The sequence below is a fragment of the Paraburkholderia sp. TE9906 genome (genome assembly GCF_056279605.1).
In genome coordinates this window covers 361,685-375,346 of sequence record NZ_JBWCCT010000007.1, presented here as the reverse complement: position 1 = coordinate 375,346, position 13,662 = coordinate 361,685, and the positions used below count along the sequence as shown (strand labels likewise).

Sequence of the window (13,662 nt, the reverse complement as noted above, 5' to 3'; positions counted from 1 at the left end):
TAGCATTACATCCAGCAACGCGAAAATTCAGGACGGGGCAAAGCGGCCCCGAGAAGATCCAGATGGCCTTACTGCAAATCTCCGAACCCGGCATGGCGCCGGCGCCTCATCAGCGGCGTCTGGCGGTCGGTATCGATCTCGGCACCACCAACTCCCTCGTCGCTGCGGTGCGTAGCGGCGTGCCCGATGTGCTGCCCGACGAGCACGGCCACGCGCTGCTGCCGTCGGTGGTGCGTTACCTGGAAAAGGGCGGCCGCCGGATCGGCCGCACGGCCAGGGCCGAAGCGGCGAGCGATCCGCGCAACACGATCGTCTCGGTCAAGCGCTTCATGGGCCGAGGCAAGGCGGAAGTGGAAGGCGCTGAAAACGCGCCATACGATTTCATCGACGCGCCCGGCATGGTGCAGATTCGCACCGTCGATGGCGTGAAGAGTCCGGTCGAAGTATCGGCCGAAATTCTCGCGACGCTGCGTCAGCGCGCCGAAGACACGCTCGGCGACGAGCTGGTCGGTGCGGTCATTACGGTGCCGGCGTACTTCGACGAAGCCCAGCGCCAGGCCACCAAGGACGCCGCGCGTCTGGCCGGCCTGAACGTGCTTCGCCTGCTGAACGAGCCGACTGCGGCCGCGATCGCCTACGGCCTCGACAACGGCTCCGAGGGTCTGTACGCGGTGTACGACCTCGGCGGCGGCACCTTCGATCTGTCGATCCTGAAGCTCACCAAGGGCGTATTCGAAGTGCTCGCGGCGGGCGGCGACTCCGCGCTCGGCGGCGACGATTTCGACCACGCGCTGTATCGCCACGTGCTGGAGCAGGCGGGAATCGCGCCGCAGACGCTCGCAGCGGAAGACGTGCGCCTGCTGCTCGACAGCGTACGCACGGCCAAGGAGGCGTTGTCGGATGCGCCCGAGGCTACCCTTGCGGCAACGCTCTCGAACGGCACCAGGCTCGATCTGACGATCACTGAAGCTACTTTTGAAGCGATCACTCAGGCGCTGGTGCAGCGCACGCTCGGGCCCACGAAAAAAGCCCTGCGCGACGCCAAGGTCACGACCAAAGAGATCAAGGGCGTAGTGCTGGTCGGCGGCGCGACGCGCATGCCGGTGATTCGCCGTTCGGTCGAAACGTTCTTCGGCCAGCCGCCGCTCGTCAACCTCGACCCGGACCAGGTCGTCGCGCTCGGCGCGGCGATCCAGGCCGATCTGCTCGCGGGCAACCGCGGCGCGGACGGCGACGAGTGGCTGCTGCTCGACGTGATTCCGCTGTCGCTCGGCGTCGAGACCATGGGCGGGCTCACCGAGAAGATCATCCCGCGCAACTCGACGATTCCGGTCGCTCGCGCGCAGGATTTCACGACCTTCAAGGACGGCCAGACCGCGATGGCGATTCACGTCGTGCAAGGCGAGCGCGAGCTCGTCAGCGACTGCCGTTCGCTCGCGCGTTTCGAACTGCGCGGCATTCCGCCGATGGCGGCCGGCGCAGCGCGCATTCGCGTGACCTACCAGGTCGACGCGGACGGTCTGCTGTCGGTGTTTGCGCGTGAGCAGGGCTCGGGCGTGGAAGCATCGGTGGTGGTCAAGCCGTCGTACGGTCTCGCCGACGACGACATCGCCCGCATGCTCGAAGACAGCTTCTCGACCGCGGAAGTCGACATGCGCGCGCGTGCTTTGCGCGAGGCGCAGGTCGAAGCCCGGCGTCTGGTGGAAGCGACCGACGCCGCGCTCGCCGCCGACGCCGAATTGCTCGACGACGAGGAGCGCACCGCGCTCGACGCGCTGCTCGATGTATTGCGCAAAGTCGCGCAGAGCGACGACGCCGGCGCGATCGAAGCCGCGACCAAAACGCTCGCCGAGGGCACCGACGAATTCGCCGCCCGCCGCATGAATAAGGGCATTCGCCGCGCGCTCGCTGGCCGCAAGCTCGACGAGATCTGAGCGTCGCGCCGGCAGGCGGGCGCGCCGCGCCGGCCACGGACGCTCAAGCGCGCCGTGCGGACTTAAAAAGTCCCCACGGCGCCAGTAAAATGGTGCGGAGCCCGTTGATGGCCGCCGCGCCTCAGACCCAAACGGAAAATGTATGCCTCAAATCGTTGTGCTGCCCCACGTCGAACTGTGCCCGGAAGGCGCGGTGATCGACGCCGTGCCCGGCAAGAGCATTTGCGACAATCTGCTCGAGAACGGCATTGAAATCGAGCACGCGTGCGAGAAGTCCTGCGCGTGCACGACCTGTCACGTGATCGTGCGTGAGGGTTTCGCCGCCTTGACGCCGTCCGAGGAAGACGAGGACGATCTGTTGGACAAGGCGTGGGGGCTCGAACCGGCTTCGCGTTTGTCGTGCCAGGCGATGGTGCCGGCGGAGCAGGACCTGGTCGTCGAAATTCCGCGTTATTCGATCAATCACGCGAAGGAAAACCACTAACAGGAGGATGCAGCCATGAAGTGGACCGATACGCAAGACATCGCGATGGCCCTGACTGACAAGCACCAGGACATCGATCCGCAACAGGTGCGCTTCACCGACTTGCACCGCTGGGTCACAGAGCTGGAAGGATTTGACGACGATCCTGACCGTTCGAACGAAAAGATCCTCGAGGCGATTCAGGCTGCATGGATTGAAGACGCGGATTATTGAACGCGACGTGACTGATGAGTGCGTGGCCGAATGCGTGAGCTGTTCCGCTTCCGCTGGCTCGCGGCAAACAAAAAAGGCGATTCCATTGGAATCGCCTTTTTTAACGTCCGCGGAAATGCCGGACTGCCTCCCTTGGCCTCTCCGTTGGCCTAGCCTGCTGCCAGCGTGCCGTTTTCGACCCGTACGCGCTGGCCTTGCTGGAACGGCGGCGCTTCGTGATACGTGAAATAGCGCGTCTTGCCGTCTTCCATCCGCACCCGCACCGAATACGACGTCGAGCTGCGGATGTGCTTTTCGACCGAGTTGCCGGCGAGGCCGCCGCCGAGCGCGCCGAGCAGGGTCATTGCGGTGCGGCCGCCGCCGGCGCCGAACTGATTGCCGACTACACCACCGGCCACCGCGCCGCCGACTGCGCCGATTCCCGTGCCATGCCCTTCCTGACGGACCGCCGAAATGGCGACGACCGTGCCGCACGTCGAGCAATAGGCGGGGGATGAGGGAGGTTGTTGCGCGTATTGCGGCGCAGGTTGTGCCTGTTGCTGCTGGGCATACCGTGGTTGCTGCGGCGGCGTGGGTTCAGGTGCGGGCTGTTGAGCCTGCTGCGGCGCTTGCTGTTGCGCGAGCTGCTGCTGCGCCGGCCGGTCAACCGGCGCCGCCGAATCGACTACGCCCGGTTGTGTCGTCACTTGCGCGGCCTGAGTCTGATCGGTCTGCGCGCCGCTGCTCGACGCCTTCGGAAACAGGCCCGTGACGGCTGCAGTCGCGGCGAGGCTCGCGATGATGACCGCAGCCGCCGCGCCAGCGACCAGCGGGTGAATGCGACGTTGCTGCGCGGGTTGGGAATCGTTGGTGGGCTTGTCCATGTTGGCCTCCGTCTCTGGCAGAGTCGACTTTTATTGAGACTGAGTGTCCGGCAATTCGATCCCGTTGGCGTATCAATTTGTAACTGGCTACCGTGCGCCTTCGCGGCCATGTCCTGGCAAGGCGGGCGGGGCGCCTTGGCCTTTGCAACGTTCAACACAGATGCCCGTTGCAGGGACCTGACCGCGCTTCTTCAGGTTTTACCTATGGTTACAAACCATCGAACACGCGTATCGCCCGCAGCCTTGTGCGCGTCGCAAGAAAAAACGCCCGGCTTCGCGCCGGGCGTTTGCTTTGATGCGAACCGCGTAAAGATCAGTCTTCGCGGCGCAGATGCGGGAACAGAATCACGTCGCGGATGCTCGGGCTATCCGTGAGCATCATCACCAGACGATCGATGCCGATACCGCACCCGCCCGCCGGCGGCATGCCGTATTCGAGCGCGCGAATATAGTCCGCGTCGTAGAACATTGCTTCCTCGTCGCCGGCGTCCTTCTGATCGACCTGTTTCCTGAAGCGGGCCGCCTGGTCTTCCGGATCGTTCAGTTCCGAGAAGCCGTTGGCGATCTCGCGGCCCGTGATGAACAGCTCGAAACGCTCGGTGATGCCGTCGACCTTGTCCGACGCGCGCGCGAGCGGCGAGACTTCGATCGGGTAGTCGATGATGTAGGTCGGCTCCCACAATTGCGACTCGGCGGTCTCTTCGAACAGCGCCAGTTGCAGCGAGCCCACGCCCGCGTTCAGGAACTGCGGCTGTGACGCGTCGACGCCGAACTTCTTCAGCTCGGTGCGCAGGAACGCGCTGTCGGCGAGTTGCTCATTCGTGTATTGCGGCGCGTATTTCTGGATCGCCTGGGTGATCGTCAGCCGATGGAACGGCTTGGCCAGATCGAGCTCGCGGCCCTGATAGGTGATGGTCGCCGTGCCCAATGCGTCGATCGCGGCCTGGCGGATCAGCTGCTCGGTGAAATCCATCAGCCACTTGTAATCGGTGTACGCGGCGTAGAACTCGATCATCGTGAATTCCGGATTGTGGCGCACCGACACGCCCTCATTGCGGAAGTTACGGTTGATCTCGAACACGCGCTCGAAGCCGCCGACCACCAGGCGCTTCAGATACAGCTCCGGCGCGATGCGCAGGAACATCTGCATGTCGAGCGCGTTGTGATGCGTGGTGAACGGCTTGGCCGCCGCGCCGCCCGGAATCGGATGCAGCATCGGCGTTTCGACTTCCATGAAATCGGCGTCGGCCATGAACTTGCGGATCGACGAGATCGCCTTGGTGCGCGCGACGAAGGTTTTGCGCGTTTCCGGCGTGACGATCAGATCGACGTAGCGCTGGCGATACTTCATTTCCTGGTCCGACAGACCGTGGAACTTGTCCGGCAGCGGACGCAGCGACTTCGACAGCAGACGCAGTTCGGTGCAGCGCACCGACAGCTCGCCCTTGTTGGTACGGAACAGCACGCCGCGCGCCGCGACGATGTCGCCCATGTCCCACTTCTTGAACGCGTCGTACGTTTCCTGACCGATGTCGGCCGGCGTGATGAAGAACTGGATCTGACCCGAACCGTCGCGCACGGTCGCGAAGCTCGCCTTGCCCATCACGCGCTTGAGCATCATGCGGCCGGCGATCGCGACTTCGAGCGGATTCGCTTCGAGTGCTTCCTTGTCGGCGTGCTCGTACTGTTCCTGCAGATCTTCGGCGTGGTGCGTGGGACGGAAATCGTTCGGATAGGCGACGCCTTGCTCACGCAGCTCGCGCAGCTTTTCGCGGCGCTCGGCGATGATCTTGTTGTCGTCCACCTCGGGCGCGACTGTCGGCTGGGCCGCATTAGGCTGGGTCGATTCGGTCATGATGATGTGTGTTCGGTGGCCCGCATCGGCATGCACCGGAGTGCGCCGGATGCGGGGGGCCAGTCAGTGTAAAAACCTCAGGCGGTAAAAAGGTGCGGCGCGGCTCTTTGCAAAGCCGCGCCGGTTGCGCGGGTTACACGCCCTGTTTCAGGCTTGCGCTGATGAACGGGTCGAGGTCGCCGTCGAGCACGCTCTTGGTATTACTGATTTCGACGTTGGTGCGCAGATCCTTGATACGGCTGTTGTCCAGCACGTACGAGCGGATCTGATGACCCCAGCCCACATCGGTCTTGCCGGCTTCGAGCTTGTCCTGCTCTTCCTGACGCTTGCGGATTTCCGCTTCGTACAGGCGCGACTTCAGCATGGCCATCGCTTCGGCGCGGTTGCGGTGCTGCGAACGGTCGTTCTGGCATTGCACGACGATGCCCGAGGGCATGTGCGTGATACGCACCGCGGAGTCGGTCTTGTTGATGTGCTGACCGCCCGCGCCGGACGCGCGGTACGTGTCGATGCGCAGATCAGCGGGGTTGATGTCCACTTCGATCGAGTCGTCGATCTCCGGGTACACGAACACCGACGAGAACGACGTATGACGCCCGCCCGACGAATCGAACGGCGACTTGCGCACGAGGCGGTGCACGCCGGTTTCGGTGCGCAGGAAGCCGTAGGCGTATTCGCCTTCGATCTTGATCGTCGCGTTCTTGATGCCGGCGACGTCGCCGTCGGTCTGCTCCAGCACTTCGGTCTTGAAGCCCTTGCGTTCGCAGTAGCGCAGGTACTGGCGCAGCAGCATCGACGCCCAGTCGCACGCTTCGGTGCCGCCGGCGCCGGCCTGGATGTCGAGAAACGCGTTATTCGGGTCGGCCGGATTCGCGAACATCCGGCGGAACTCCATGTCGGCGACGCGCGACTCGAGCCCTTGCGCATCGGCTTCGCAGGCGAGCAGCGTTTCGTCGTCGTTTTCTTCACGCGCCATCTCGAACAGATCCTGCGCGTCGCGCAGGTCGTTGTGCAGCGAGGTGAGTTTGCCGACCGTGTCGTCGAGCAGTTTCTTTTCCCGGCCGAGGGCCTGGGCATGCTTCGAGTCGTTCCAGACGTCCGGGTCTTCGAGTTCCCGGTTGACTTCGATTAGACGCAGTGCTTTGTCGTCGTAGTCAAAGATACCCCCGTAGGTCGGCCGCGCGTGCGCGCAGGTCCGCCAGAGAGGCTTCGATCGCGTTGAGACGTTCCGCTTCCATGTCGATCTTTTATAGCTTCGTAAAAAGGGGAAATTATAGCCGATCGACGCGCCGCGCCGGCGGCTCTCGAGCGATCCGGCGCGGGTTCGGGGTTGATTTTGCGGAGATTTTCGACGGTTTTGCGGCGCCGTCGACGCGATGGCGGGGGGCGCCAGGCGTCGGCGGTTCAGTCTGCTGCTTCGGTCTGGTCGCGTCGGTTGGTCCAGTTGGTCCAGTTGGTCCGGTTGGTCACTGCGGTCGGCCACGTCACCTGGCCCGCTTTCGCGGCGTACCGCAGTGGCTTGCGCCAGTTGCCCCCGTCAGCCCGCCGCCTCAGCCCGCCGCCTCAGCTCGCCGCGTGCTCGACGATCAGTTGCACGCGCGACACGCCGTTCCACGTGTCGCTCGCCAGCCGGTAGGCGACGGTGGTCCGCGCCGGCAGCGTGTCGGTGTGGTTGAACCAGATCGCGTTGAAGCGCTGGCGGCCGCGCACGAGCTGCAGCTTCAGATGCTTGTCCTTCACCAGCGCCTGCGACGCGATGTCGAATTCGCCCGAAAACACCGGCGCCGGGAAGCCCTGACCCCACACGGCCGCGTCGAGCATCTCGACGAATTGCGGCGTGAAGTAGGCGTCTTCGAGTTCCCCGTCGGTTTCCACCGTGCGCGACAGTGCGTCCTCGGACAGCCACTCGCGGCCGACCGCCTCGAACGCGGCGGTGAAGCGCGGCACGTCGGCGGCGGCGAGCGTCAGGCCCGCAGCCATCGCGTGGCCGCCGAATTTGACGATCAGGTTCGGCTCGCGCTTCGAGATCAGGTCGAGCGCATCGCGCAGATGGAAGCCGGGGATCGAGCGGCCCGATCCTTTGACGGTTTGGCCGCTGTCGTCGGCGAGCGCGAAGGTGAACGAGGGCCGGTGGAATTTCTCCTTCAGCCGTCCGGCCACGATGCCGATCACGCCCTGATGCCAGCCCGGATTGAACAGCGTGATGGTGGTCGCCCCTTCCGGGTCGATGGCCGAGAGATCGTCGAGCGCCTGCTGCTGCATGCCCGCTTCGATCTCGCGGCGCTCGCGGTTCATCGTGTCGAGTTGCTGCGCGAGGTCCCATGCGCGGCCGATGTCGTCGGTGGTCAGGCATTCGATCCCGAGCGACATGTCCGACAGGCGTCCGGCCGCGTTCAGCCGCGGCCCGAGCGCGAAGCCGAGATCGAAGCCCGACGCGCTGCGGGCGTCGCGCGCGGCCGCGCGAAAGAGGGCGGCGATGCCCGCTTGCATCTTGCCTTTGCGGATGCGCTGCAAGCCTTGCGCGACCAGCACGCGGTTATTGCCGTCGAGCTTGACCACGTCGGCGACCGTGCCGAGCGCGACCAGATCGAGCAGGCCGTCGAGGCGCGGTTCGGGAAACGCGTCGCCGAACACGCCACGGCGGCGCAATTCCGCGCGCAACGCGAGCAGCACGTAGAACATCACGCCGACGCCCGCGATGCACTTGCTCGGGAACGTACAGCCAGGCTGGTTCGGATTGACGATCGCGCGGGCGGCGGGCAGTTCGTCGCCGGGCAGGTGGTGATCGGTGACCAGCACGTCGATGCCGAGCGCGTTGGCCGCCTTGACGCCGTCGACGCTGGCGATGCCGTTATCGACCGTGATCAGCAGATCCGGTTTGCCCGACGCGCCGCGCGCGGCCAGTGCGACGATCTCGGGCGTGAGGCCATAGCCGTACTCGAAGCGGTTCGGCACCAGATACTCGATCTGGCCGCCGAACATGCGCAGGCCGCGCACCGCGACCGCGCAGGCGGTGGCGCCGTCGCAGTCGTAGTCGGCGACCACCAGCATGCGGCGCTGGTGCTGGATCGCGTCGGCGAGCAGCACGGCGGCGTCTTCGCACCCCTTCAGCGCGACGGGCGGCACGAGCCGCGCGAGACCGGTTTCGATTTCATCGGGCAGGCATACGCCGCGTGCCGCGTACAGACGCGCGAGCACCGGATGCAGACCGTGGCGGGTGAGAATTTCGGCGTCGACGGGAGACGAGGCGCGTGTGACGATTCGAGTCATTCGGAAAGGCCGTGGAGCATGCGGTAAATCATTCGATGAAGAGCGAGGCCAGCACGCGCCGCCGCCAGAATTTGCGCAAATCGCCGCGCGTGACCGTGAGCGTCACCGAGCCGGTGTCGCCGCACAAGGTCATGCCGAGTTCGGCGAGTTGGCCGGATTGCAGTGCCGCGAGCGCGGGTTCGAACCAGTCGGTTTGCACGGCGGCGAAGGCGTCGTTCCAGCGCGCCCAGTCCTGCTCGATGTAGGGCGCGGAGAACGGGTCGAGTTCGACCAGGGTGGCGCCGGTTGGACTATTGGCGCTCCTGGTCCCGCCGTTGGTTGCGCCGTTGCTGTTGCCGCCCGCTTCACGGTGCGTGGACCCGCTGGTCGCCGCGCCTGTCCCATTGGCCGTCGCGCCGGTCGATACGCCCGTCACGCCACCGGAGAGCGCCGCAAACGACGCTGGCGGCGCACCTGTCTCGACACGGGCGCTCATCGCGAGACCGCGTGTCGCCGCGGCGTCGGAAAACACCCGCGCGAACGGGCTGCGCACCGGCTGCGCCGCGCCCTGCGCGTGAAACCAGATGGAGTTGACGGCCGGCAGGCCGCGCGCCTCGCGCGCTTCGTTGACCGGGTGCTCGAACCACGCCATCTGCACTTCGTTCTGCAGCTTCATCCACGCGCGCGAGCGCTCGCCGGAATGCGCTTCGTGCGGCAGCCAGATTTCGATGTTGCGGCCGCTCGCGCGCAACGGCGAGGCGCCCGCCAGCGTGCCGAAGCCGTCGCCCGACAGATACCAGCGTGTGGGTTTCGGCGCCTCGATGCGCACGCCGAGCTCCTCGATCAGCGGCCGCGCGACGGCGAGCAGCGCGCCGGCTTCGTCGTCGGACAGGTCGAGCGAGGCGGGATCGATCAGCACCAGGTGATCGTGCGCGATGCGCACATGCACCGGCTGGACGCAGGCCCAGGTCGCATCGCCGGGATCGCCGCCGTCGGCGCGCAGCATGTACGGGGCGAGCGGCGCTTCGTCGGCGGCCGCCGCGCCCGCTGGCAGTGCGCCGAACTGGCGGGCCACCCAGCGCTCGTGCGGCAGCGTGCGCTGAAAATCCTCGCCGACCACCCGTTCGACCAGCGTTGCGCGCGCGATCAGCCGGTCGAGGGCCGGGCTCTGAATGTCGTGAAGGGCGGTGGAGGCGTCCGCTGCGGCGGGCAGCGCGAAGGGCAGCAGAAGATGGAGACGGTTGGCGAGCATGATGCTGCGCATTGTAGGGCAAAGAGTGCGAGTATTCCGACCATCAGCTTCCCGTTCGACGCATCCGCGGCGGCGCCCGGCCCGGCGGTGGGGTACGCGCCATGTGGACGTCGCAGAGAGCCGCGCGCGGCGGCACCGCGCACATGACGATGGAGACCGGCATGACGCGTGAACTCAAAACCGAGCAGGAACTGTTAGAACTGGTCGTGAAGGCGCTCGATGCCGACCCGGTCACGGCGGGCTGGATTCCGACCGGCTTCCACGAGACCGTCGAGGACGAGGACGGTTGCAATTGGGACATCAGTCATCTGCATCGCGACCGTAAGGATGCGGATGTGCGCGAGGTGGCGAGCACAGCCGCGGCGGGGATCATCAATGAGCTGCGCGGGCGCTATAACTTGCGGTAGCGGAGGTGGATGGCAGACGCCGGGCGCCGGTGAGGGACGAACGGCCAAGGGGGCGCGCGAAGGGCAAAGGACACGCCACGGAAACTCGCCCCATGAACACCCTCACGCCAAACCTGGCGTCCCCCGCCAAACGCGGCTTCTTCCGTCACCAGACCAGGCCTCGCCGGACCCCGCCGCCTTCACAGCGCGAGCCCGTTCTCTATGGCCTTTGCGCGAGCGGGCGGCATTGTATGGCAAACTTCGCGCTTGATCGGCGGTGGCATCGGCAGATGCGGCGGTGACGGCAGCGGCGGCGCAGCGTATCCACCGCGCAGCGGAACGCCGCGGCGCACGTTTTGCTACTTAGCGACACGGCGACGCCGGAACCATCCGCGCTGCCGCGACACCAACGATCCACACGCTCGGGCTGCGCGGCGGGCGCTCCACGCCTTTCGCGCGCAGCGCAAAGCAGAACAACGCAGCCGAAGAACGCAGACAAGGATTCGCTTGAAATTTCCCTACGAATGGCAGATTGGCTGGCGCTACACGCGCGCCGGCAAACGCACGACCGGCAACGGCTTCATTTCGTTCATCGCGCTGGTGTCGATGTCGGGCATCGCGCTCGGTGTCGCGGCGCTGATCGTCGTGCTGTCGGTGATGAACGGTTTCCAGAAAGAGGTGCGCGACCGGATGCTGTCGGTGCTCGCGCACGTCGAAATCTTTTCGCCGACCGGGTCGATGCCCAACTGGCAACTGACCGCCCAGGAAGCGCGCCAGAACAAGGAAGTGATCGGCGCGGCACCGTATGTCGAAGCGCAGGCGCTGCTCACGCGCCAGGACGCCGTGAGCGGCGTCGCGCTGCGCGGCGTCGAGCCGACGCTCGAGCCGGAAGTGTCCGACATCGGTAAGGAAATGAAAGGCGGCAAGCTGACCGATCTCGTGCCGGGCGACTTCGGCATCGTGCTCGGCGCGGACCTCGCCACCAATCTCGGCGTGCAGCTGAACGACAAGATCACGCTGGTCGCGCCCGAAGGCACCATCACGCCGGCCGGCATGCTGCCGCGCCTGAAGCAGTTCACCGTGGTGGGCATCTTCGAGTCGGGGCACTACGAGTACGACAGCACGCTCGCGCTGATCAACATCAAGGACGCGCAGGCGCTGTTCCGCCTGCCCGCGCCGACCGGCGTGCGGCTGCGGCTGACCGACATGCAGCGCGCACCGGAAGTCGCGCATCAGCTTGCGCGCACCTTGTCGGGTGATCTGTACATCCGCGACTGGACGCAGCAGAACAAGACCTGGTTCTCGGCGGTGCAGATCGAAAAACGCATGATGTTCATCATCCTCACGCTGATCATCGCGGTGGCGGCGTTCAATCTCGTTTCGTCGCTGGTGATGACCGTGACCAACAAGCAGGCCGACATCGCGATCCTGCGCACGCTCGGCGCGCAGCCCGGCTCGATCATGAAGATTTTCGTCGTGCAGGGCGTGACGATCGGCTTCATCGGCACGGCAACCGGCGTCGCGCTCGGCTGTCTGATCGCGTGGAGTATTCCATGGCTCGTGCCGATGATCGAGCACATGCTCGGCGTGCAGTTCCTGCCGCCGTCGGTGTACTTCATCAGCGAATTGCCGTCCGAGCTGATTCCGGCCGACGTCGCGCGCATCGGCATCATCGCGTTCCTGATGTCGGCGGTGGCGACGCTTTACCCGAGCTGGCGCGGTGCGAAAGTCCGTCCCGCGGAGGCGCTGCGCTATGAATGACCGTTCCGCTAATCTTTCCATGGCCACTCAGGACACCGCGCCGTATCCGTACGTGCTCGAAGCAACCGGCATTTCCAAATCGTTCGTGCAGGGCGGCCTGAATGTGCAAGTGCTCAACAACGCGCAACTGAGCGTGCGACGCGGCGAGAAGCTGGCGATCGTCGGCGCGTCGGGCTCCGGCAAGAGCACGCTGCTGCACGTGCTCGGCGGTCTCGACGACCCGAGCGCGGGCCACGTTTCCGTGATGGGCAAGCCGTTTACGCAGCTCTCCGAGCGCGAGCGCAACGACTTGCGCAATCGCGCGCTCGGGTTCGTCTATCAGTTCCACCATCTGCTGCCTGAGTTTTCCGCGCTCGACAACGTCGCGATGCCGCTGCGAATTCGCCGCATGACGACCGAAGCCGCGCGCCGCGAAGCGCTCGAGGTGCTGGAGCGGGTCGGCATGGGGCATCGCGCGAAACATCGGCCGGGCGAACTGTCGGGTGGCGAGCGCCAGCGCGTGGCGATCGCGCGGGCGCTGGTGACCAAACCGGCCTGTGTGCTGGCCGACGAGCCGACCGGCAACCTCGACGGCGGCACTGCCGACACGGTGTTCAACCTGATGCTCGAACTGTCGCAAACGCTCGAGACGAGTTTCGTGATCGTCACGCACGATCCGGAACTGGCCGGCCGCTGCGACCGCATCATGAGGCTGCGCGACGGCGTGTTGCACGAAGAGCCGCCGGTGCCGGTCTGAGGCCCGAGCGCTTGCCGCTTGCCGCGAGCGGGCGCCGCCAGTTTCACGAGGTAGGTCATGTGGATCGATACGCACTGTCATCTCGACGCTTCTGAATTCGACGCCGACCGCGACGCGGTCGCGGCGGCGGCGCGCAGTGCGGGCGTGGCGCGCATCGTGATTCCGGCAATCGGCCGGCAGAATTTCGCGGCGGTGCGCGAGCTCGCGCACCGGATCGACGGCGGCGCGTATGCGCTCGGCATTCATCCGCTGTTCACGCCGGGCGCCGACGAGCACGATCTCGATCTGCTGCGCATGGAGATCGAGACGAGTCTCGATGATCCTCTGTTCGTCGGCATTGGCGAGATCGGGCTCGACTATTTCGTCGACGGTCTCGACGATGCGCGCCAGCAATTCTTCTACAACGGTCAACTGCAACTCGCGCGCGAATTCGACCTGCCGGTGATCTGCCACGTGCGCAAATCGCAGGATCAGGTGATCAAGGGGCTGCGGCGGCATCAGATCCATCGCGGCATCGCGCACGCCTTCAATGGCAGTTTCCAGCAGGCTCAGGCCTATATCGACCAGGGCATGCACCTCGGCTTCGGCGGCAATCTGACGTTCGAACGCGCGCGGCAAATCCGCCGGCTCGCCGAGCAATTGCCGTTCGAGGCGCTGGTCGTCGAAACCGACGCGCCGGACATCGCGCCTGCGTGGATGTACAAGCAGCGCAACTCGCCGGAACAGATTCCGGGCATCGGTGCGGGCCTCGCCGAACTGCGCGGCATGGGCGCCGACGCGACCGCCCTAGGCACAACGGCTAACGCGCTCGCCGCGCTGCCGCGACTCGCACTTTCCTCTGCATAATCGATCTCGTTGGTCTGAGTGGTTCGCGCCGGGCGAAACCCACGCCCGGCGGGCTTGCTGACGTCTGCTCGCCGCGCGTGATG

Annotated in this window: 12 protein-coding genes; 7 read left to right on the top strand and 5 right to left on the bottom strand. The window is 65.7% G+C overall.

Going from position 1 to position 13,662, the window contains the following annotated elements; all coding sequences use genetic code 11:
* The first annotated feature begins 62 nt into the window (after positions 1-62).
* The 3 genes from hscA to iscX all read left to right on the top strand — a co-directional run bounded on the left by hscA (position 63) and on the right by iscX (position 2,631).
* Complete coding sequence (hscA, locus tag ACZ9H4_RS21290) at positions 63-1,934, top strand: Fe-S protein assembly chaperone HscA (protein WP_476120692.1); 1,872 nt, start codon at positions 63-65, stop codon at positions 1,932-1,934.
* Positions 1,935-2,076: 142 nt separating this feature from the next.
* Positions 2,077-2,418, top strand: coding sequence for an ISC system 2Fe-2S type ferredoxin (fdx, locus tag ACZ9H4_RS21285; RefSeq protein WP_175160925.1), 342 nt, complete (start codon positions 2,077-2,079; stop codon positions 2,416-2,418).
* 15 nt (positions 2,419-2,433) lie between these two features.
* On the top strand, positions 2,434-2,631 hold the full coding sequence (gene iscX, locus ACZ9H4_RS21280; RefSeq protein WP_408144020.1) for a Fe-S cluster assembly protein IscX: 198 nt from the start codon (positions 2,434-2,436) through the stop codon (positions 2,629-2,631).
* Positions 2,632-2,780: 149 nt separating this feature from the next.
* On the opposite strand, the gene ACZ9H4_RS21275 is transcribed toward iscX, so the two are convergent.
* The 5 genes from ACZ9H4_RS21275 to ACZ9H4_RS21255 form a co-directional block, all read right to left on the bottom strand.
* The gene (locus ACZ9H4_RS21275; RefSeq protein WP_408144022.1) at positions 2,781-3,494 is read right to left on the bottom strand and encodes a glycine zipper 2TM domain-containing protein; all 714 of its coding nucleotides are present in this window, start codon (positions 3,492-3,494) and stop codon (positions 2,781-2,783) included.
* Positions 3,495-3,807: 313 nt separating this feature from the next.
* Positions 3,808-5,349 (bottom strand): lysine--tRNA ligase, encoded by a 1,542-nt coding sequence (lysS, locus tag ACZ9H4_RS21270; RefSeq protein WP_476120688.1) that lies wholly within the window; start codon positions 5,347-5,349, stop codon positions 3,808-3,810.
* Between the two features lie 133 nt (positions 5,350-5,482).
* A protein-coding gene (gene prfB, locus ACZ9H4_RS21265; protein ID WP_408156300.1) for a peptide chain release factor 2 occupies positions 5,483-6,587 on the bottom strand; the annotation gives its coding sequence in 2 pieces (ribosomal slippage) (positions 5,483-6,505 and positions 6,507-6,587; 1,104 coding nt in all).
* A 325-nt stretch (positions 6,588-6,912) separates the two neighbouring features.
* Positions 6,913-8,619 carry a single-stranded-DNA-specific exonuclease RecJ gene (gene recJ / locus ACZ9H4_RS21260; RefSeq protein WP_476120686.1) on the bottom strand — a complete coding sequence of 569 codons (1,707 nt, stop codon included), beginning with the start codon at positions 8,617-8,619 and terminating at the stop codon, positions 6,913-6,915.
* A 28-nt stretch (positions 8,620-8,647) separates the two neighbouring features.
* The gene (locus ACZ9H4_RS21255) at positions 8,648-9,862 is read right to left on the bottom strand and encodes a regulator (protein ID WP_408156298.1); all 1,215 of its coding nucleotides are present in this window, start codon (positions 9,860-9,862) and stop codon (positions 8,648-8,650) included.
* A gap of 89 nt (positions 9,863-9,951) precedes the next feature.
* On the opposite strand from ACZ9H4_RS21255, the gene ACZ9H4_RS21250 reads away from it, so the two are divergent.
* The 4 genes from ACZ9H4_RS21250 to ACZ9H4_RS21235 all read left to right on the top strand — a co-directional run bounded on the left by ACZ9H4_RS21250 (position 9,952) and on the right by ACZ9H4_RS21235 (position 13,579).
* The gene (locus ACZ9H4_RS21250) at positions 9,952-10,257 is read left to right on the top strand and encodes a hypothetical protein (RefSeq protein WP_408156296.1); all 306 of its coding nucleotides are present in this window, start codon (positions 9,952-9,954) and stop codon (positions 10,255-10,257) included.
* A 486-nt stretch (positions 10,258-10,743) separates the two neighbouring features.
* Entirely contained in the window at positions 10,744-11,997 is a 1,254-nt protein-coding gene (locus tag ACZ9H4_RS21245; protein WP_408144034.1) for a lipoprotein-releasing ABC transporter permease subunit, read from the top strand.
* Positions 11,990-12,733, top strand: a complete 744-nt coding sequence (gene lolD, locus ACZ9H4_RS21240; RefSeq protein WP_408144035.1) for a lipoprotein-releasing ABC transporter ATP-binding protein LolD — start codon at positions 11,990-11,992, stop codon at positions 12,731-12,733. Before ACZ9H4_RS21245 ends, lolD begins: the two co-directional genes overlap by 8 nt.
* Positions 12,734-12,790: 57 nt before the next feature.
* Positions 12,791-13,579: a TatD family hydrolase gene (locus ACZ9H4_RS21235; RefSeq protein WP_408144037.1), complete on the top strand. Its 789-nt coding sequence runs from the start codon at positions 12,791-12,793 to the stop codon at positions 13,577-13,579.
* The last annotated feature ends 83 nt before the right edge of the window (positions 13,580-13,662 follow it).

Excerpts from the sequence above, each read along its gene's own strand:
- iscX (WP_408144020.1), top strand. The coding sequence starts at position 2,434 with ATGAAGTGGACCGATACGCAAGACATCGCGATGGCCCTGACTGACAAG.
- recJ (WP_476120686.1), bottom strand. The coding sequence starts at position 8,619 with ATGACTCGAATCGTCACACGCGCCTCGTCTCCCGTCGACGCCGAAATT.
- lolD (WP_408144035.1), top strand. The coding sequence starts at position 11,990 with ATGAATGACCGTTCCGCTAATCTTTCCATGGCCACTCAGGACACCGCG.
- ACZ9H4_RS21255 (WP_408156298.1), bottom strand. The coding sequence starts at position 9,862 with ATGCGCAGCATCATGCTCGCCAACCGTCTCCATCTTCTGCTGCCCTTC.
- ACZ9H4_RS21275 (WP_408144022.1), bottom strand. The coding sequence starts at position 3,494 with ATGGACAAGCCCACCAACGATTCCCAACCCGCGCAGCAACGTCGCATT.
- lysS (WP_476120688.1), bottom strand. The coding sequence starts at position 5,349 with ATGACCGAATCGACCCAGCCTAATGCGGCCCAGCCGACAGTCGCGCCC.
- ACZ9H4_RS21250 (WP_408156296.1), top strand. The coding sequence starts at position 9,952 with ATGTGGACGTCGCAGAGAGCCGCGCGCGGCGGCACCGCGCACATGACG.
- ACZ9H4_RS21235 (WP_408144037.1), top strand. The coding sequence starts at position 12,791 with ATGTGGATCGATACGCACTGTCATCTCGACGCTTCTGAATTCGACGCC.
- fdx (WP_175160925.1), top strand. The coding sequence starts at position 2,077 with ATGCCTCAAATCGTTGTGCTGCCCCACGTCGAACTGTGCCCGGAAGGC.
- hscA (WP_476120692.1), top strand. The coding sequence starts at position 63 with ATGGCCTTACTGCAAATCTCCGAACCCGGCATGGCGCCGGCGCCTCAT.